At 59.5% G+C, this 17,537-nt stretch carries 18 protein-coding genes; 9 read left to right on the plus strand and 9 right to left on the minus strand.

Annotation, left to right across the window (positions count from 1 at the left end; genetic code table 11):
* Position 1: 1 nt before the first annotated feature.
* From C8K63_RS04785 to C8K63_RS04795, 3 genes are all read right to left on the minus strand, one after another.
* A complete protein-coding gene (locus C8K63_RS04785) occupies positions 2 to 415 on the minus strand; it encodes a nuclear transport factor 2 family protein (RefSeq protein WP_218279789.1) in 414 nt (137 codons plus the stop codon).
* Between the two features lie 121 nt (positions 416 to 536).
* Positions 537 to 926 carry a helix-turn-helix domain-containing protein gene (locus C8K63_RS04790; RefSeq protein ID WP_108215648.1) on the minus strand — a complete coding sequence of 130 codons (390 nt, stop codon included), beginning with the start codon at positions 924 to 926 and terminating at the stop codon, positions 537 to 539.
* A 180-nt stretch (positions 927 to 1,106) separates the two neighbouring features.
* Entirely contained in the window at positions 1,107 to 2,072 is a 966-nt protein-coding gene (locus C8K63_RS04795; protein WP_108215649.1) for a LysR family transcriptional regulator, read from the minus strand.
* Between the two features lie 337 nt (positions 2,073 to 2,409).
* Here C8K63_RS04795 and argH point away from each other — a divergent pair, with 337 nt between their 5' ends.
* From argH to C8K63_RS04835, 8 genes are all read left to right on the plus strand, one after another.
* On the plus strand, positions 2,410 to 3,837 hold the full coding sequence (argH, locus tag C8K63_RS04800; protein WP_108215650.1) for an argininosuccinate lyase: 1,428 nt from the start codon (positions 2,410 to 2,412) through the stop codon (positions 3,835 to 3,837).
* 154 nt (positions 3,838 to 3,991) lie between these two features.
* Complete coding sequence (locus C8K63_RS04805) at positions 3,992 to 4,870, plus strand: amino acid ABC transporter permease (RefSeq protein WP_057396441.1); 879 nt, start codon at positions 3,992 to 3,994, stop codon at positions 4,868 to 4,870.
* Positions 4,871 to 4,880: 10 nt separating this feature from the next.
* Positions 4,881 to 5,645: an amino acid ABC transporter ATP-binding protein gene (locus tag C8K63_RS04810; RefSeq protein ID WP_008001408.1), complete on the plus strand. Its 765-nt coding sequence runs from the start codon at positions 4,881 to 4,883 to the stop codon at positions 5,643 to 5,645.
* Positions 5,646 to 5,698: 53 nt separating this feature from the next.
* A complete protein-coding gene (locus C8K63_RS04815) occupies positions 5,699 to 6,523 on the plus strand; it encodes an ABC transporter substrate-binding protein (protein ID WP_108215651.1) in 825 nt (274 codons plus the stop codon).
* A gap of 154 nt (positions 6,524 to 6,677) precedes the next feature.
* A complete protein-coding gene (locus C8K63_RS04820; protein ID WP_108215652.1) occupies positions 6,678 to 7,529 on the plus strand; it encodes a polysaccharide deacetylase in 852 nt (283 codons plus the stop codon).
* Complete coding sequence (locus tag C8K63_RS04825) at positions 7,522 to 8,409, plus strand: polysaccharide deacetylase (protein WP_108215653.1); 888 nt, start codon at positions 7,522 to 7,524, stop codon at positions 8,407 to 8,409. The genes C8K63_RS04820 and C8K63_RS04825 overlap by 8 nt, the downstream gene beginning before the upstream one ends.
* A complete protein-coding gene (locus C8K63_RS04830; protein ID WP_108215654.1) occupies positions 8,406 to 9,755 on the plus strand; it encodes an MmgE/PrpD family protein in 1,350 nt (449 codons plus the stop codon). Before C8K63_RS04825 ends, C8K63_RS04830 begins: the two co-directional genes overlap by 4 nt.
* Positions 9,756 to 9,905: 150 nt before the next feature.
* Entirely contained in the window at positions 9,906 to 11,084 is a 1,179-nt protein-coding gene (locus C8K63_RS04835) for an MFS transporter (RefSeq protein WP_108215655.1), read from the plus strand.
* Positions 11,085 to 11,140: 56 nt separating this feature from the next.
* Here the strand turns inward: C8K63_RS04835 and ctlX are convergent, their stop codons facing one another.
* The 6 genes from ctlX to C8K63_RS04865 all read right to left on the minus strand — a co-directional run bounded on the left by ctlX (position 11,141) and on the right by C8K63_RS04865 (position 15,883).
* A complete protein-coding gene (ctlX, locus tag C8K63_RS04840; RefSeq protein ID WP_108215656.1) occupies positions 11,141 to 12,064 on the minus strand; it encodes a citrulline utilization hydrolase CtlX in 924 nt (307 codons plus the stop codon).
* A 245-nt stretch (positions 12,065 to 12,309) separates the two neighbouring features.
* Positions 12,310 to 12,789: an Lrp/AsnC family transcriptional regulator gene (locus C8K63_RS04845; RefSeq protein ID WP_007974731.1), complete on the minus strand. Its 480-nt coding sequence runs from the start codon at positions 12,787 to 12,789 to the stop codon at positions 12,310 to 12,312.
* Between the two features lie 12 nt (positions 12,790 to 12,801).
* Entirely contained in the window at positions 12,802 to 13,563 is a 762-nt protein-coding gene (locus C8K63_RS04850) for an ABC transporter ATP-binding protein (RefSeq protein ID WP_108215657.1), read from the minus strand.
* A gap of 56 nt (positions 13,564 to 13,619) precedes the next feature.
* A complete protein-coding gene (locus C8K63_RS04855) occupies positions 13,620 to 14,330 on the minus strand; it encodes an ABC transporter permease (RefSeq protein ID WP_108215658.1) in 711 nt (236 codons plus the stop codon).
* Positions 14,327 to 15,052, minus strand: a complete 726-nt coding sequence (locus C8K63_RS04860) for an ABC transporter permease (RefSeq protein ID WP_108215659.1) — start codon at positions 15,050 to 15,052, stop codon at positions 14,327 to 14,329. Before C8K63_RS04860 ends, C8K63_RS04855 begins: the two co-directional genes overlap by 4 nt.
* Positions 15,053 to 15,103: 51 nt before the next feature.
* Positions 15,104 to 15,883, minus strand: coding sequence for a transporter substrate-binding domain-containing protein (locus C8K63_RS04865; protein WP_108216067.1), 780 nt, complete (start codon positions 15,881 to 15,883; stop codon positions 15,104 to 15,106).
* Positions 15,884 to 16,414: 531 nt separating this feature from the next.
* On the opposite strand from C8K63_RS04865, the gene C8K63_RS04870 reads away from it, so the two are divergent.
* The gene (locus C8K63_RS04870) at positions 16,415 to 17,461 is read left to right on the plus strand and encodes an ornithine cyclodeaminase (RefSeq protein WP_108215660.1); all 1,047 of its coding nucleotides are present in this window, start codon (positions 16,415 to 16,417) and stop codon (positions 17,459 to 17,461) included.
* Positions 17,462 to 17,537 lie beyond the last annotated feature (76 nt).

Below are 17,537 nucleotides of genomic sequence, written 5' to 3' on the forward strand. Positions count from 1 at the left end.
ATTACTTGACTCGAGCGGCCTGCGATACTGCGAATGAATCCTCGAACATTTTGAAACTGCCGATGAGCTCATTGCTGATTTCGAGCACCAGTACAAAAGACGTCTCAATAAGCTTACCCGTTGCGTTGACGCGCGATGCGAGCACGCCCAGGATCATGGCACGATGTTCATTCGCCAAAATATCCTCAACAACAAGACTCTCGCTCGTGAGCAGTGTCGCGGTATCTCTCACGAAATTAACGATCGCCTCTTTGCCTTGCTGCTTGCCGAGCCAAGGTAGCGCTCCAGCGTCACCCGCAATCTCCCACTTCGCATCTTCTGCGAAAAGGAGGGCCAATGCATCCGCGTCACCAGTGCCCAGCTTCTGCAAAAAGTCTTGTGCGAATTCCAAATTGGCTTGCCCGTTCATCGTCATAGAGTCTCTAGTCGTTTTGAAGACTGCATTGTCGAGTAACGAAAATGGATTTCCTAGTACGCACCATTTGGTAAGTGCCCTACAAAGGTCTGGATCGAGATAATCGAATGAGCCCCTCCACCTAGCCTTTGTCCAACGCGCTGAAGATCAGGTCGTCCTTTGCGGTGTTGGTATTACGTACCCTGGCAATCGCAGCGATGACATCCATGTTTTGCGTACCCCATTCGCAAACAGGTTGTAGCGCACGTCCCATTTCGATCCCAAAGGCTTCCAACTCATATTCGACGTGCGGCGGCATCATCTGAAAATCGATGCGACGCACCAATCCATCACGAATCATCTCCTTCAGTTGCTGACTCAGTACCTTTTCGCTGACGTCGCCAACAAGTCGCTTCAGTTCGCTGAAGCGTCGCGGTTGCCCGCTCAGGTGGAACAAAATCAACAGCTTCCATTTTCCGCCTACCAGATTGAGCACGGCTTCCAAACCGCACCCGAATGGCATCTGTGTCATACCTTTATCTCCACTTCAAAACCTTCGATCAACTCTACCAATCCAGCTGTTAACCCGATGGCTCGGTATCCGGGCAGCGTTCATATACCAAGTTGCTGCAAGTGCTGAAGCCTTAAGCCTGGTCCAATCATCCCCATTGGCCGCCAGTGTTCATTAGTTAGTGTTCAACGCGGTGAACAATCAAACCGAGGCTTTTAAATCCACGCCCAGTGCCTGGGCAAATGCCTTCACCAAGGGGCTGCGCACAGTGTTATGGCGCAAGATCAGACTGAACGGCGTGACGATGTTGATCAGGTCCGGGCACACCGCGCGAAACTCTCCCCGCGCCACCATCGGCGCGGCGTAATACTGGGGCAGGAACCCCAGGAAACGCCCCGTCTTGATCAGTAGCGCAACGGCCTCCACCTGGGTTGCCGAGGCGGAAAAGCTGTCGTAGTGGGCGAATTTCAGTTTATCGCGATGAATCGCGTAGCGATGGTTGATGCACTCGTAATCCTTGAGCACATTACCCCCCATGTCCGCGTCCGCCATGGAGAACAGCGGGTGGCCGAGAGCGCAATAAACCTCCGAGCGTTCTTCGTATAGCGCGTAGTAATCGAACTCTTCGCGCTTTTGATAAACCGGCACAATTCCCGCCACCAACCGCCCTTCGACGACACCTCTTTCAACCTCATCAAGTTGCGTTGCCTGAAGTTGAAATCTAACCTTGGGAGATTGCTCGTTGATACGTCTAAGCGCGGCAACTAACGGCGAATTGGCGTCAGAGATTGTGTTATCAATAACCCCCACACCAAGATCACCGACAAGTTCGTTTTGCGCTGAACTAAGGCGGTCTCGAAAGTTGTCGACCGAGGCAAATAAGTCTATCGACGTCTGATACACCAGACGCCCTTCTTCCGTCAGGTGAAAGCCCTCTCGCCCCCGCGTGCAAAGGCGCATGCCGATACGGATTTCCAGGTCGGAAATCTGTTTGCTGATGGCTGCCAGCCCCACATTCAGCTCATTTTGCGCGGCACTGAAGCCACCTGCCTCGACCACGGCCTTGAATACTTTGAGCAGTTTGAAGTCCAGCCCACTGAGGGCCAGCGGTGCCCGTTGCAGCGTTTTCGGCGGCGGGTTTCCGGAATTGGAAAGTGGGGTTTCCATAATGCTTATTTACCTCTGGCGCCCAATTCAACAATCTGTGCCCAACAACAAAAACATAGCTGGCCTAATAATAATGAACACAGAAAACCAGGCTTGGCAACCGCCAATAAATCCCCAGCATCAGTGCCAAATCACTGATCTCAAAACATTAAAAGCTGACACTTCGATGTAGGAGCTGCCGAAGGCTCGGGCCGCGTTCGGACGATCTTTTGATCTTGGTTGGCCCATAAAAAATCAAGATCAAAAGATCGCAGCCTTCGGCAGCTCCTACATGAAATATCGCTTCCGCCTGACGGCACACCCATTTCAGCTCGCGTTACCGACGAGGAAAACAACAATGTCTCAAACCACCGACCGTCTCTGGGGTGCTCGCTTCAAAAGCGGCCCGTCCGAAGCCTTGGCGGCCCTGTCCCGTTGCCCTGAGCGCTACTTCCGGCTCACCCCGTACGACCTCGCCGGCTCCAAGGCCCATGCCCGGGAACTGCAGCGCGCCGGACTGCTGAGCGAGCAAGAAACCCGGACCATGCTCGACGCCCTGGAACGTATCGGCGCGGACTACCGCGCCGGCAGCATCGCCCCGACCCTGGACGACGAAGACGTCCACACCTTCATCGAGCGCCTGCTGACCGAACGCCTTGGCACCCTCGGTGGCAAGCTGCGCGCCGGTCGTTCGCGTAACGACCAGACGGCCAACGACCTGCGGCTGTTCCTGCGTGACCACGTACGCACCCTGGCCGTTGACGTGCTGGGCCTGCAGCAGGCGCTGGTGGACCAGGCCGAGCAACACATCGAGAGCATCTGCCCCGGCTTCACCCACCTGCAGCAGGCGCAACCGATCGTGTTTGCTCATCACCTGCTGGCCCACGCCCAGTCGATGCTGCGCGACGTGCAGCGCCTGGTGGACTGGGACGTGCGCACTTCGCTGTCGCCACTCGGTGCGGCGGCCATGGCTGGCTCGGCTATCGCTCGTTTACCTCAGCAATCGGCAAAAGAAATGGGCTACAGCGGTGTTTGCGAAAACTCCATCGACGCCGTGGCCAGCCGCGATCACGTCGCCGAGTTCCTGTTCATCGCCAGCATGCTCGGCATCAACATCTCGCGCCTCGCCGAAGAGTTCTGCCTGTGGTCGTCGCGGCAATTCCGCTGGGTCGCGCTGGACGATGCCTACGCCACCGGCAGCTCGATCATGCCGCAGAAAAAGAATCCGGACATCGCCGAACTGGCGCGGGGCAAGGCGGGTCGCCTGATCGGCAACCTGACCGGCCTGTTGTCCACCCTCAAATCCTTGCCACTGTCCTACAACCGCGACTTGAGCGAAGACAAGAACGGCGTGCTCGACAGCGTCGACACCCTGCTGCTGGTGCTGCCGGCCATGGCTGGAATGGTTGCGACCATGAAGGTCAACGTCGAAGAGCTGCGTCGTCAGGCGCCGCTGGGCTTCACCCTCGCCACCGAAGTCGCCGACTGGCTGGCGGTGCGCGGCGTGCCGTTCAAGGAAGCTCACGAAATCACCGGTGCGTTGGTCCAGGCTTGCGAGAAACACGACATCGAATTGTGGGAAGCCTCCCCGGCACTGCTGGCGGAAATCGACCCGCGCCTCACACCGCAAGTACGCGAAAGCCTGACCCTCGAAGCCGCCATCGCCGCCCGCAGCGGCTGGGGCGGGACCGCGCCACAACAGGTGCGCGAACAGATCGGCCGCCTGAAAACCGCCCTTGCCGCCCAGCAGCGATGGACCGAGGACTATCAGGGCTTCCGCCTCTGACCCACAACGCAAAACCTTGTAGGAGCGAGCTTGCTCGCGATGGAGGCACAGACACCGCGGGGTGTAAGGCAACCAGCGTCATCGTTGACGACCATCGTCGGAACGCCGCCCGGAGCAAGCTTGCTCCTACAGATAACGTTTACGGAGAACCACCATGAGCCAGACACAGGCAGAACGACTCCAGGCGGAGCGCAAACTGGCGGAAAACCAGTTCGACATCACCCAATACGATCATGTGCCCCGGCGTTACTACGGGCGGATTTTCTTCGCCACGGTGATCGTCATCGCCATCATCGGCCTGGTGCGCGCCTTCGCCGAAGGCAAGATCGAATGGTCGTACATCGGCCAGTTCCTCACCTCCCAGGCGATCATGTGGGGCCTGCTCAACACCATCGTCATGGCGGTGCTGGCGATGGCGCTGGGCATCGTGTTCGGCGTGATCACCGCGATCATGCGCATGTCGGCCAACCCGATCCTGCGCTATGTGGCGCTGACCTACACCTGGCTGTTTCGCGGTACGCCGCTGATTCTGCAACTGCTGTTGTGGTTCAACCTGGCACTGATCTTCCCCACCATCGGCATCCCCGGTCTGTTCGAAATGGACACCGTGAGCCTGATGACCCCATTCGTGGCGGCCCTGCTTGGCTTGAGCATCAACCAGGGTGCCTACACCGCTGAAGTGGTGCGTGCCGGCCTGCTCTCGGTGGACACCGGGCAGTATGAAGCCGCCAAGTCGATCGGCATGCCGCGCCTGCAAGCGTTGCGCCGAATCATCTTGCCCCAGGCCATGCGCATCATCATTCCACCCGTGGGCAACGAGTTCATCGGCATGGTGAAAATGACCTCGCTGGCGAGCGTCATCCAGTACTCGGAACTGCTCTACAACGCGCAGAACATCTACTACGCCAATGCCCGCGTGATGGAGCTGCTGATCGTCGCCGGCATCTGGTACCTGGCCACCGTCACCGTCCTGTCCTTTGGACAAAGCCGCCTGGAGCGTCGTTTCGCCCGCGGCGCCGGCAAGCGTTCCTGAGGAGCCGCACATGAGAAGCATCGTCAAGGCCGTGAGCCTGAACAAGTACTACGACCAGTTCCACGCACTCAAGGACATCAACATCGAGGTCGAGCAAGGCGAAGTGCTGTGCATCATCGGCCCGTCCGGCTCCGGCAAGAGCACCTTGCTGCGTTGCGTCAACCAGCTGGAAAAGATCGACAAGGGCGGCCTGTGGGTCGACGGCGAACTGGTGGGTTACCGGATCGTCGGCAACAAGCTGCACGAACTGAACGAAACGCAGATCGCCCGCCAGCGCCTGTCCACCGGCATGGTGTTCCAGCGCTTCAACCTGTTCCCGCACATGACCGTGCTACAAAACATCATCGAAGGGCCGTGCCAGGTGCTCAAGCGTTCACCCAAAGAGGCGAATGAAGAAGCCCTGGAATTGCTCGCCCGCGTCGGCCTGGCCGACAAACGCAACAGCTACCCGATCGAGCTGTCGGGTGGTCAGCAGCAACGAGTCGCCATTGCTCGTGCATTGGCCATGCGCCCCAAGCTGATGCTGTTCGATGAACCCACTTCGGCACTCGACCCGGAACTGGTCGGTGAGGTGCTGTCGGTGATGCGCGATCTGGCGCAGACCGGCATGACCATGATCGTCGTCACCCATGAATTGGGCTTCGCTCGCGAGGTTTCCAACCGCATGGTGTTCATGGACGGCGGGCAGATCGTGGAGGCTGGAAGCCCCGAAGAAATACTAATAAGTCCGCAAAACCCTCGCACCCAAAGCTTCATTTCTGCCGTTCGAACCTAAGGGCCTGGCTCGCAAATCAAGAGCTGCCTCACAACACTCATAAGAGAACGACCATGAAGAACTTCGTTATTCCAGCAGTACTCGCCGGCGTTATGGCATCCGGCTTCACTTTCGCGGCCCAATTGCCGGCCAGCATCGAGGCCAAGGGCGAGATCGTCGTAGCGATCATGCCGAACTACCCACCGATGGATTTCAAGGACCCGGCCACCAACACCCTCACAGGTCTGGACTATGACTTGGGCAATGCCCTGGCCGAACGTCTGGGTGTGAAGATCAAATGGCAGGAAACCGGCTTCGAGCAAATGATCAACGCCCTGACCACCGACCGCGTGGACATGGTGCTGTCGGGCATGACCGACACCGCTGAACGTCAGGCCAGCGTGACCTTCGTCGACTACTTCACCAGCGGTCCGCAGTTCTACACCCTGCAGAAAAACAAGGACACCCACGAGATCGTCGACCTGTGCGGCAAGAAGGTCGGCACCAGCCGCCGTACCACCTTCCCGGCGGAAATCGCCGAGTGGAGCAAGGCCAACTGTGAAGCCGCCGGCAAGCCTGCGATCAATGTGATCGGCACCGAAGGCTCGGCCGACGCCCGTGCGCAACTGCGCCAGAGCCGCATCGACGCGGCCATGCAGGGCAGCGAAACCCTGCCCTACCTCAAGACCCAGGAAAATGACATGTACAAAACCGTGGGCCTGCCGATCTCCGAGCAGTATTCCGGGATGGGCGTGAGCAAGAAAAAACCTGAGCTCAGTGAAGCGTTGAAGGTTGCGCTGCAGAGCATGATCGACGACGGCAGTTACCAGGCGATCCTGAAGAAGTGGGATCTGGAACTGGGTGCGATCAAGACGGTGACGGTGAACGCCGGCAAATAATCGCACAGACACCTCCAATCCAATGTGGGAGCGAGCCTGCTCGCGAAAGCGGAGTGTCCGTCGACGAAGGTGTTGAATGTGCCGGCCTCATCGCGAGCAGGCTCGCTCCCACAGGGATCGGGTGTTTACTTGAAAATAATTGGAGCGCCCCCGAATGTCCTCCTCCTCCCTCCAACCCACCTGGCCCGACCAGCACAAAGCCTGCCTGGCCCTGGCCTTCGACCTCGACGGCCCCACCGGCGATGCCATGCTCAATGGCTCGATCTGGCGCAAGCCCGAGTATTTCGGCTTCGGTGGTTATGGCCCGTACCGGGCGCTGCCGCGGATTCTCGATCTGCTCGACGAATTCCGTCTGCCGACGACGTTTTTTGTCCCGGCCTGGGTCGTGGAGAACTGGCCGAAACAGTGTCAGGCGATTGTCGAGCGCGGGCATGAGGTGGCTTATCACGGCTACAGACACGAATCCTTCTACGCCCTGACGCTGGAACAGCAAAAGGACGTGATGAAGCTGTCCCGCGAGGTGTTCTGGAAGCACCTGCATATCCGCGCCGAAGGTTTCCGCACGCCGTCCGGCGACTGGCGGGCCGAAACCCCGGCGATGCTGGTGGAGGCCGGCGTGACTTACTCCAGCAGCATGCGCGGCGATGACCGGCCGTACCTGGTGAATGTACCGGGCCACGCCACGCCGCTGGTGGAAATCCCCGGTCGCTGGGAAATGGACGACTACGCCTCCATCGCCTATACCCGCGCGCCGGACTTCCCTTCGGGGCTGGACCGCACCGCCAGCTACGCCCTGACCCTGGACAACTGGTGCCGCGAATACGACGGTGCCATGGATGAAGGGCTGTGCCTGACCACCCTGTTCCACCCCAAGATCACCGGCAAACCAGGACGCATCCTGTTGCTGGAAAAACTCTTCGAACACATGCGCCAACGCGACGACGTCTGGTTCGCCACCTGCCGCGACATCGCCCAGTGGTGGCTGAAGGAACATCACCATGGTTGATTCCACTGTCTGGCCCAAGGGCTACCGCTGCGCCGTGGTACTGACCGTCGACTACAACGACATCCACGGCATTCTCACCCAGGCCCCGCAAGTTGCCGGACGCGACAAGACCCTGTCGGTCTGGCGCTACGGCACCCAACGCGGCGTCGAGCGTTTGCTCGCTTTGTTCAAGGAGCTCGGTGTTTGCAGCAGCTGGTTCGTACCCGGTATCGTCGCCGAGGAAAACCCCGGGCATATCCGTGCGATCCAGGCGGGCGGGCATGAGATTGCCTGCGCCGGGTATCACCATCAGAACTACGACACCCTCGACCTCGCTGCGCAGAGCGCCGACATCGCCAAAGGATGCACGGCGTTGACGGCGCTGACCGGCCAGCGTCCCGCCGGTTTGCGCATCCCCGCCGGCAACGGTGCACCGGGCTTCATCGAGGCTTTGAGGGATCAAGGCATTCGCTGGTCGTCGTCCTGGCGTGGTGATGACTTGCCGTTCGCTCACCCGACCGCGCCCGACGTGATCGAGTTGCCCCTGCATTACGAGCTGGAGGACAAACCCTACTTCGCCTTCAATCTCAGCCCGGCGGTGCCACCGGCGCAATCGCGGATCGCATCCTATAGCCACACCCTGGGCAACCTGCAAATGGACTTCGCCGGGTTTCATCGCTTCGGCCTGTGCTACGTGTTGCGCCTGCATCCGGAAATCATCGCTACACCGGGTCGGATTGGTGTGTTGCGTGAGTTGCTCGAAGGGATTTTGCAGCACGATGACGTATGGATCGCTACCGGTGCCGATGTCGCCCAGTGGTGGGCGCAATCCGCAGCACCGATCACTGCAGATCATCCGGCGTCGGTGTATGAGCGGCATTATCGGGACTATGTGCTATGACAGAGCGCATGCAACGACTGGTGAGATTTTGCGTGGATACGCGGTTCGAGGACCTGCCGCCCGCACTGGTGGAACAAGCCAGGCGTCACATCCTCGATACTGTCGGCGCGACCCTCGCCGGGGCAGACAGCGAAGTCGCGAAAACGGCGCGGCAGGTATTCGAAGACGAAACGGGCGACACCCTGGTCTGGGGCACTCGCCAGCGGATCGGAGGCGCTCAGGCAGCCATGCTCAACGGCATCGCCGCCCATGCCCTGGAACTGGACGACACCGGTGGCTGCGACCACTCCGGCGCCGTAGTGCTGCCAGCGGTCATGGCGGCGGTGTCGATGGCCGGGCACCCGGTGAGCGGCCGCGAGTTCGTCACGGCCGTGGTGATCGGTTACGAAGTCGGGCGCCGGGTACTCGAAGCCTGCGGTGGCTACTCAGCCCATAACGGCGCTGGCTGGCACTCCACAGCGACCTGCGGAGTGTTCGGCGCGGCGGCGGCCAGTGCACGGATTTTTCGATTGAATGCCGGTCAAACCTTGTCGGCACTGGGCATCGCCGGCAGCTTCAGCGGTGGCTTGTGGGCTTTCATCCACGACGGCTCGCAAAGTAAAAAACTGCACAGTGGCCGGGCCGCCGAAGGGGGGTTGCTGGCGGCGCGGTTTGCGCAGCAGGGCATCAGTGGTCCCACAAGGTTGTTCGAGGATGTCTGGGGCGGTTTTCTGCAGACACTTGCCAGCGCCACCTCAACCCCCGAAGCACTGGATGCCGATCTCGGTGCCGTATGGAAACTCGCCCGCTGCTCGATCAAGCCCTACGCCTCGTGTCGCGGCACGCATTCGGCCATCGATGCGTTGGGGCTTTTGCTCGACCAATTGAATGTGCCAGTCGATCAGGTCGAAGACATACAGGTTTCGCTGTGCAGTTTTCTCAAGGACATGTGTGGCGGCCAGGATGTCGGCACCCTCGCGGCGGCGCAGATGAGCCTGGCGTATGCACTGGCGGCACGGCTGGTACATGGCCATTGTCGATTGCAGGCCTATGACGATGAAGCGCGTAACGATCCACGCATTGTCCAGTGGATGTCGCGCATTCGCCTTGATATGGACCCACTACTGTCCGAGGATGGCGAGCCTGTGGTGACACTGCGGACCGTGGACGGTCGGCAAGCGAGCCTGTGCGTTGAAGTGCCGTTGGGCGCGCCGGGTAATCCGCTGAGTGATGTGGCGCTTGCGGAGAAGTTTTTCAGTTTGGCGATGCGGGTCATGTCCCGGGAACGAGTTGAGGAACTGCTCGGACAGCTGTGGCGGATTGAAGAACTGGAATCGGTGCGCTCGCTGGATCGGTGGCTGGCTTGAACAAGGTGTTGTCTGTCCCGACCTCTTCGCGAGCAGGCTCGCTCCCACATTTGCAATGCGATCCCCTGTGGGAGCGAGCCTGCTCGCGATTGGCAGCGACTCGGTACATAGGCGAACACCAACCATCTGAATAAGGACATTTGCACCACCGTGGCCACTTACTCGCTCGTTATCCGCCGCTTGATGATCGTTTCACTGACCATCGTGGTCAGCCGCGCCATCACCAGCCCCTTGCTCACGCTATTCCTGAGCAACAAGCTGGGCCTCAACCAACAGGACGTTGGCTTGCTGCTCGGTATCGCGGTGTTCATCGCCACCCTGCTGGCTCTTTACGGCGGCTATATTATCGACCGCCTGGAAAAGCGCCGGCTGTTGATCCTGGCGATGTTCTCCAGCGCCATCGGCTTCGTGCTGCTGACCTTTGCCGAAAACCTCTACCTGACCACCGCCACCCTGGTGATCACCGAGACCGCGTCAGCGCTGTTCCTCATCGGCTCCAAAGCGATCCTCAGCGAAAACCTGCCCATGGGCCAGCGAGCCAAGGCGTTTTCCCTGCGCTACACGCTGACCAACATCGGCTATGCCACAGGCCCCATGCTCGGCGTGGTGATTGCCGGGGTCTATCCGATCGCACCGTTCCTGATTGCCGGTGGCATCGCGTTCTTCAGCATCTTCCTGATGATAGGCATTCCCAGGGATTCGGCGCAGCCACCCGCCATTGGGCAACCCCAGAGTTTCCTGAAAACCCTGGTCACCCTGAAAAACGACCGCACCCTGATCATGTTCACTTGCGGCTGCCTGCTCAGCACCGTGGTGCACGGACGTTTCACCCTCTACTTGTCGCAATACCTGCTGGTGACCCACGATTCCAGACGCGCCCTGGAAATCATGGCCGCCCTGCTCGCCTGTAACGCCATCAGCGTGATTCTGCTGCAGTACCAGATCGGCCGGTTCCTCAATCGCGAGAAGCTGCGCTACTGGATTGCCGCGGGCACCAGCCTGTTCATCCTTGGCCTGATCGGTTTCAGCCTGGCCGACGGCATGGTGAGTTGGTGCGTGGCGATGTTCATCTTCACCCTGGGTGAAATGATCATTTACCCGGCAGAATTCCTCTTCGTCGACACCCTGGCCCCGGAAGAGCTGCGCGGCAGCTATTACGGAGCCCAGAACCTGGCGGCCCTCGGTGGCGCCCTGAGCCCGGTGATTTGCGGCTTTCTATTGATGCACACCCCCTCGCCCACGATGTTCTATGCCTTGAGCACACTGACCGCAATGGGTGGGCTCCTGTGCTTCATGAGCGGTCGCCGGGTGGCTATAGTGCAAAAATAATGCACTGGAACTGCATTACCATGAACCTTTCAGTGGCACGAGCTTGTGGTTGCATATCAGCGGGACGAATGCCTGGGCAGGAACACCTCGGCCAGCATGCAGCGCGCGCTGCCGCCACCGATACGCTCGATGGTGTCGATGTTCACCGGCAACGGCGTGGTGTGGGTTTCGATCAAGCGACGCTGATCGGCGTCCAGCGATTGCCAGGCTGTGCGCGACATCACCAACAGCGGCTCGCCCGCTGCGTTGTGCACTTGCAGCATGTTGCCGGCAAAGGACTCCAGTTGCGCCCAGTTCAAGTCGATGAGCTGTTTGCCGCTGGTTTCAAGCCGATTACGCAGCGCCGCACGTTCGCCCGGTTGGGGCACGGACGCCAGGCAAACCACCGCCACGCGGGTGCCGACACTCATCATCACATTGGTGTGATAAATCGCCACGCCCTGGCGGTCCACCGCGTTGAATGCGCACAGTTCATAGCCCAGATGACTGACCAACCGATCCAGTGCCCGGGCGTGGGTGCGCGTGGAATACCCGGCGTAGCAGATCCGCTGTTGCCGATCCAGGACCATGCTGCCGGTGCCCTCGAGGAAAACCTCTTGCTCTTCGAGGCTGGACAGGTCCAGCACCTGCTCGACACGGTATTCGCCCAGCAACCCGTCGAGTACACCCTTGTCCCGCTCCAGACGCCGGTTGTGGCCCTGCATCGGGTAAAGGACCAAGGTGCCATCCGGGTGGCTGCTCCACCAGTTGTTGGGGAAGATCGAGTCCGGGGTATGCGGCGCTTCGCGATCGTTATGCACCAGGACCTCGACGCCGTGCCGACGCAACGCGTCAACATAACCATCGAACTCGGCAAGGGCCTTGAGTTGTACGTCTTCGGCAACGGTTGCCGGACGCTGGAATCGGTTGTTCGCCGCCGTGTCCTGATTGAAGGAGAAACGCGTCGGGCGAATCATTAAAACCGTATTGGTGGTTTGCATGGGCACAGACTCAATGAGGGTCGAGAGAGGCTCATTGTCTGTTTCGAAGCGGGAAAAACCCGGTTGATAACGGCTTTTTCGGTGATGAAAACGGCTGAAGATTCCCGATAGCCCAGCCGATTCGGCGGGCGCTGAAAAGCAAAAGATCGCAGCCTGCGGCAGCTCCTACACGGACCATGTTCACCGCGATTTTTCCGGTAAACACTCTTCCTGTAGGAGCTGCCGCAGGCTGCGATCTTTTGATCTTACTCCATGGTGGTCTTGACCATCGCCAGCTCCGGGTGGCTGACCAGTTTGTCGATGTGCAAATCCGGGTCGTCGAACCAGACCTCGGTCAACACCCGGTAGTGCTCCATGTCACGGCAGCGCATGCGCAGGCTGTAGTCGAACGCGCCGCTGATCAGGCGACATTCCAGCACCTGCGGGCAGGCGCGAACCTTGGCTTCGAAGGCCTTTTGCGCCGCGCGTCCGCTCTGGTTCGACAACGCCACCAGCACCAGCAGCGACAAGCCCGGCGTCAGTTTCTTCTCATCGAGAATCGCGCCATAGCCGCGAATGACCCCAAGCTGCTCCAGCTTGCGCACCCGCTCCAGACAAGGCCTGGGGGTCAGGTGCACGCGTTCGGACAGCTTTTGATAGGTGATGCGCCCTTCGTGGCGCAATACTTCAATGATCGCCTGATCGATACGATCAAGCACGATCGACAGATCGCGGATATCCGCCATGTACGCCTTGCCTCACTTCAAACGACCCGATAGAAATTGCTGCAAACGTTCACTGTTCGGCCGGTCGAGTATCGTAGCATCGCCCTGCTCTTCGACCCGCCCCTGATGCAAGAACAACACCTGGCTTGAGACCTGCCGGGCAAACCCCATTTCGTGAGTCACCATCAACATGGTCCGGCCTTCTTCGGCCAGTGCCTGAATCACCTTCAGCACTTCACCCACCAGTTCCGGGTCGAGTGCCGAGGTTGGCTCATCGAACAACAGGATTTCCGGTTCCACCGCCAGAGCACGGGCAATCGCCACCCGTTGCTGCTGCCCGCCCGACAGAAACGCCGGGTACTGATCGGCCACCCGTTGCGCCAGGCCGACCTTGTCCAGATACGCCCGCGCGCTTTCTTCAGCGGTCTTGCGGCTCATGCCCAGCACTCGACACGGCGCCAGCACGATGTTTTCCAGCACGGTCAGGTGACTCCACAGATTGAAATGCTGGAACACCATCGCCAATCGCGTGCGCAAGCGCTGCAACTGCTTTGGATTGGCAACGCGCATGCCACCGATGCCCTGACGGGTGAGCACTCGCTCGCCATCCAGAGCAATAGCGCCTTCGTCGGCCCGTTCCAGAAAATTGATGCAGCGCAGCATGGTGCTTTTACCCGAACCGCTGGCGCCGATCATGCTCACCACGTCCCCTGCCCGTGCGTTTAACGAGACGCCCTTGAGTACTTCGTTGTCACCAAAACGTTTATACAGATTTTCAACGGTGAGTTTGTACATGCGAATACTCCTGGAGCGGCACACTTATCGGCGCCGCTCTGGATAAAGAGTGGAAGTCAGTGGGCCGGGCCGAGAAAGCTCAGCCAGCGTTTTTCCGCCAGGCGGAAGGCACCGACCAGCCCGAACGAGAGCGTGAGGTACAGCAGACCGGCAATGCCGAAGGCCTGAAAGGTCATGAAAGTCGCGGCGTTGGCATCCCGGGCAATTTTCAGGATGTCCGGAATCGTTGCGGTAAACGCCACTGATGTCGCGTGCAACATCAGGATCACTTCGTTGCTGTAGTACGGCAGCGCGCGGCGCAGCGCCGAAGGCAGGATCAGTTGCAGGTACAGACGCCAGCCACTGAGGCCATAGGCATGTGCCGCTTCGATTTCACCGTAGGGAATGCTGCGGATCGCTCCGGCGAAGATTTCCACGGTGTAGGCGCAGGTGTTGAGGGTGAACGCCAGCAAGGTGCAATTCATGGCGTCGCGAAAAAACGCTTCGAGCAATGGCTGCGAACGGACCACGGCGATGCCGTAGATCCCGCTGTAGCAAATCAGCAACTGGATATACAACGGCGTGCCGCGAAAGACGTAGGTAAACAGCTGAGCCGGCCAACGCAAAACGCCCAAGCGCGAGACGCGCAAGATCGCCATGGGCAACGACAGGAAAAAGCCCATGGCAATACTCGCCACCAGCAACCACAGGGTCATCGCCAACCCGGTGAGGGTCTCGCCGTCGCTGAACAGAAAGGGCTTCCAGTATTCGGCAATCAACTCGATCATCGCGCCATCCCCCGTACACCCTGGTTGTAGCGCCGTTCCAGCACGCGCAAAACATAGTTCGAAGCGCTGGTGATCAGCAAGTAAAGCGCTGCGGCCAGCAGCAGGAAATCAAGCATATTGAACGTGCTTTTGCCGGCCTCCTGCGCGACCTTGACCAGGTCCGACAAACCAATGATCGACACCAGCGCCGTGGCCTTGAGCAGCACCAGCCAGTTGTTGCCCAGGCTCGGCAAGGCGAAACGCATCATTTGCGGGAACACCACGAATCGAAAGCGCTGCCAGCGGTTCAGGCCAAAGCACGCCGCGGCTTCCTGTTGCCCCCGCGGCACACTCAGAATCGCCCCGCGAAAGGTCTCGGTGAAATACGCACCGTAGATAAAACCCAGGGTGATGATGCCGGCCACGAACGGGTCGATTTCCATGTACGGCCAGCCCATGGCCTCGGTCAGGGCGCTGAGCCAGCCTTGCAGGCTGTAGAAAATCAGCAGCATCAACACCAGGTCGGGCACGCCACGGATCAGCGTCGTGTAAAAGGTCGCCGGGAGATTCAACAGCTTCAACGGCGACAGCTTGGCCGCCGCGCCGAGCAGCCCCAGCGCCATGCTCACCAAAAGCGCGAGCGCCGACAGTTTGAGGGTGACCCAGGTGCCGTGCAGCAACAAAGGGCCATAGCCTTGCAGGGCCGAAAGGTCGACCCCGATTAGATTCAGGAAGGAGTTCACGCCAGTCACCTGTCTTGATGCACCCCGGTCGCTGTGACCGGGGCGCGAGGATCAGTTGTTGTAGAGGTCCAGGTCACCGAAGTGTTTCTGCTGGATCTGCGCATAGATGCCCTTGTCGTGCAGGGCCTTGATGGCGGCATTGAGCATGCCTTTGAGCTCTTCGTTGTCCTTGCGCACACCAATGGCAATTTCCGCCGGTACCAATGGGTCGCTGATGCCTTCACTGTTCTGGAAGTCCGCCCCTTGTGGCGAGGTCAGGAAACTCATCTGCGCTTGCAGCTTGTCCTGGATCGATGCATCGAGACGGCCAAATACCAGGTCGGCATAGACCTGATCCTGGTTCTGATAGGCCCGCAGTTTCACCCCGCCCGGCCCCAGCTTGGCCTTGGCGTAGGTTTCCTGAATCGTGCCCTGCATGTAACCGATGGTTTTTCCACGCAGCGATTCGGCGGTCGGCAGCAGTCCGGAATCCTTGCGGGTGACGATGGCGGTCGGTCCGGCGTACAGGCGATCGGTAAAGTCGATCTGTTTTTTGCGCGCGTCGGTAACGGTCATTGAAGATTCGATGGCATCGAACTTACCGGCCTTGAGCCCCGGAATCAGCCCGTCGAAGTCATTGCTGACCCACACGCAGGTCAACTTCAACTCGGCACATATTGCATTGCCCAGATCCACGCCGAAGCCCTGGACCCCACCATCGGCCGTGGTGGATTCAAAGGGTGGGTAACTTGGGTTGACGCCAAATCGCAGCTCCTTCCATTCCTTGGCACTGGCGCCCGTGGTGCAGCACAGCAACGCGAGTGCCGGCAAAGTCAGCCATTTGATGTTCATCTTCTTGAGTCCCGGATTATTTGGATTTATCGCGATCCGGCGCCTGCGTCGGACCACACTTTTTGACAGGGGCAGAGAGTCGATGCGGTCTTCACCGCCGCCGTTTTTGTTGTTGTTTTCGACCGGAAACAGCCAGTCGCCGGAGTTGCACTCCATCTCAAGCAGCGATCAACAAGCGCTTGAAACGGACCGTCAGAATGCCAATTACCGGGAGGGTCCTGGTGTCGTAACCCCGGGCTCAAACAGCGTGCCTGTGTTGAACGAAAAGCTTTCACAGCCGATTCTGTCGTCGCAGCAAGTCGCTGTGTCTGCGCTTGAAGGGAGCGGCACAGGCATGTGCTTGTCTATGCGGCCGTCTTCATCTGCATGACGATACTGCGGTGACTGTCACTTCGCCGATTGCGCTGTGCGCTCGCTGTTTTTCGACTTTTCTTGCTGCATTCCGGGTCGGTATTGGCCGAAACCTTCTCTGCATTGCCTCGACAATAGTCCGGACCGGCACACCAAAAAAAACGCCCAAAGGAACCCAATATGACCCGTTACATTGACGTCAATGATCTGAGCCGCCTCGTCCAGGAAAAAGGCTTGCCCCATTGCCTGATCGAAATGGCCGAGTACATCCGTCAAGACTACGTACGCTGGCCGGATTTCGAAAAATGCGCGCGCCTGGCGAACCACTCACCCGAGGGCGTCATCGAGCTGATGCCCGTGTCTGATGCAGCGCTCTACGCCTTCAAGTATGTCAATGGGCATCCGAAGAACACCCACAATGGCATGCTGACGGTCATGGCCTTTGGTGCACTGGGAGACGTCGATACCGGCAAGCCTGTGTTACTGAGTGAAATGACCCTGACGACCGCCATTCGCACCGCTGCCACTTCTGCACTCGCGGCCCGCTACCTCGCCCGACCGGACAGTCGCCGAATGGCACTTATCGGCAACGGCTCACAGAGCGAATTTCAGGCCCTGGCATTCCATACACTGCTCGGCATCACTGAAATCAGCCTCTACGACATCGATCCTGCCGCGACGGCGAAGCTGGTAGCCAACCTGCGGGCCTACCCCGCCATACAGGTGACCGTTGCCAACACCGTCGCAGAAGCGGTGCGTGGCGCCGATATCGTGACCACGGTCACAGCCGACAAGGCCTACGCAACGATTTTAACGCCCGAGATGATCGAGCCCGGGATGCACCTCAACGCAGTGGGCGGCGACTGTCCCGGCAAGACCGAACTGCACCGGGACATCGTCGAGCGTGCGCGGGTCATGGTTGAGTACGAGCCGCAAAGCCGCATTGAAGGCGAAATTCAGCAGATGCCCGCCGACTCACCGGTTATCGAATTCTGGAAAGTCGTCAACGGTCAGACCCAGGGTCGCCAGCATGCCGAGGAAGTCACCTTGTTCGACTCGGTCGGCTTCGCCATCGAGGACTACTCTGCCTTGCGCTATGTGCTGGATGTTGCACGAACGCTCGACATTGGCAGCGACATTCAGCTGGTGCCAGAGCTGCAAGATCCCAAGAACCTGTTCTCGCTGCTGCAGCCTTCGGCAACCAACGATGTAAGGCTTCGGGCTTAATACCACTCGACACTTCAAAGAAGGTGCGCAGGCTAAACGCTGCGCCCCTGTGGGAGCGAGCCTGCTCGCGATGGAC

The organism is Pseudomonas sp. GV085 (genome assembly GCF_003050925.1).
In the GTDB taxonomy this organism is placed as follows: Bacteria; Pseudomonadota; Gammaproteobacteria; order Pseudomonadales; family Pseudomonadaceae; genus Aquipseudomonas.

Bases quoted from the DNA above. Each gene is read 5' to 3' on its own strand.
- C8K63_RS04785 (WP_218279789.1), bottom strand. From the start codon at position 415: ATGACGATGAACGGGCAAGCCAATTTGGAATTCGCACAAGACTTTTTG.
- C8K63_RS04790 (WP_108215648.1), bottom strand. From the start codon at position 926: ATGACACAGATGCCATTCGGGTGCGGTTTGGAAGCCGTGCTCAATCTG.
- C8K63_RS04795 (WP_108215649.1), bottom strand. From the start codon at position 2,072: ATGGAAACCCCACTTTCCAATTCCGGAAACCCGCCGCCGAAAACGCTG.
- argH (WP_108215650.1), top strand. From the start codon at position 2,410: ATGTCTCAAACCACCGACCGTCTCTGGGGTGCTCGCTTCAAAAGCGGC.
- C8K63_RS04805 (WP_057396441.1), top strand. From the start codon at position 3,992: ATGAGCCAGACACAGGCAGAACGACTCCAGGCGGAGCGCAAACTGGCG.
- C8K63_RS04810 (WP_008001408.1), top strand. From the start codon at position 4,881: ATGAGAAGCATCGTCAAGGCCGTGAGCCTGAACAAGTACTACGACCAG.
- C8K63_RS04815 (WP_108215651.1), top strand. From the start codon at position 5,699: ATGAAGAACTTCGTTATTCCAGCAGTACTCGCCGGCGTTATGGCATCC.
- C8K63_RS04820 (WP_108215652.1), top strand. From the start codon at position 6,678: ATGTCCTCCTCCTCCCTCCAACCCACCTGGCCCGACCAGCACAAAGCC.
- C8K63_RS04825 (WP_108215653.1), top strand. From the start codon at position 7,522: ATGGTTGATTCCACTGTCTGGCCCAAGGGCTACCGCTGCGCCGTGGTA.
- C8K63_RS04830 (WP_108215654.1), top strand. From the start codon at position 8,406: ATGACAGAGCGCATGCAACGACTGGTGAGATTTTGCGTGGATACGCGG.
- ctlX (WP_108215656.1), bottom strand. From the start codon at position 12,064: ATGCAAACCACCAATACGGTTTTAATGATTCGCCCGACGCGTTTCTCC.
- C8K63_RS04845 (WP_007974731.1), bottom strand. From the start codon at position 12,789: ATGGCGGATATCCGCGATCTGTCGATCGTGCTTGATCGTATCGATCAG.
- C8K63_RS04850 (WP_108215657.1), bottom strand. From the start codon at position 13,563: ATGTACAAACTCACCGTTGAAAATCTGTATAAACGTTTTGGTGACAAC.
- C8K63_RS04855 (WP_108215658.1), bottom strand. From the start codon at position 14,330: ATGATCGAGTTGATTGCCGAATACTGGAAGCCCTTTCTGTTCAGCGAC.
- C8K63_RS04865 (WP_108216067.1), bottom strand. From the start codon at position 15,883: ATGAACATCAAATGGCTGACTTTGCCGGCACTCGCGTTGCTGTGCTGC.
- C8K63_RS04870 (WP_108215660.1), top strand. From the start codon at position 16,415: ATGACCCGTTACATTGACGTCAATGATCTGAGCCGCCTCGTCCAGGAA.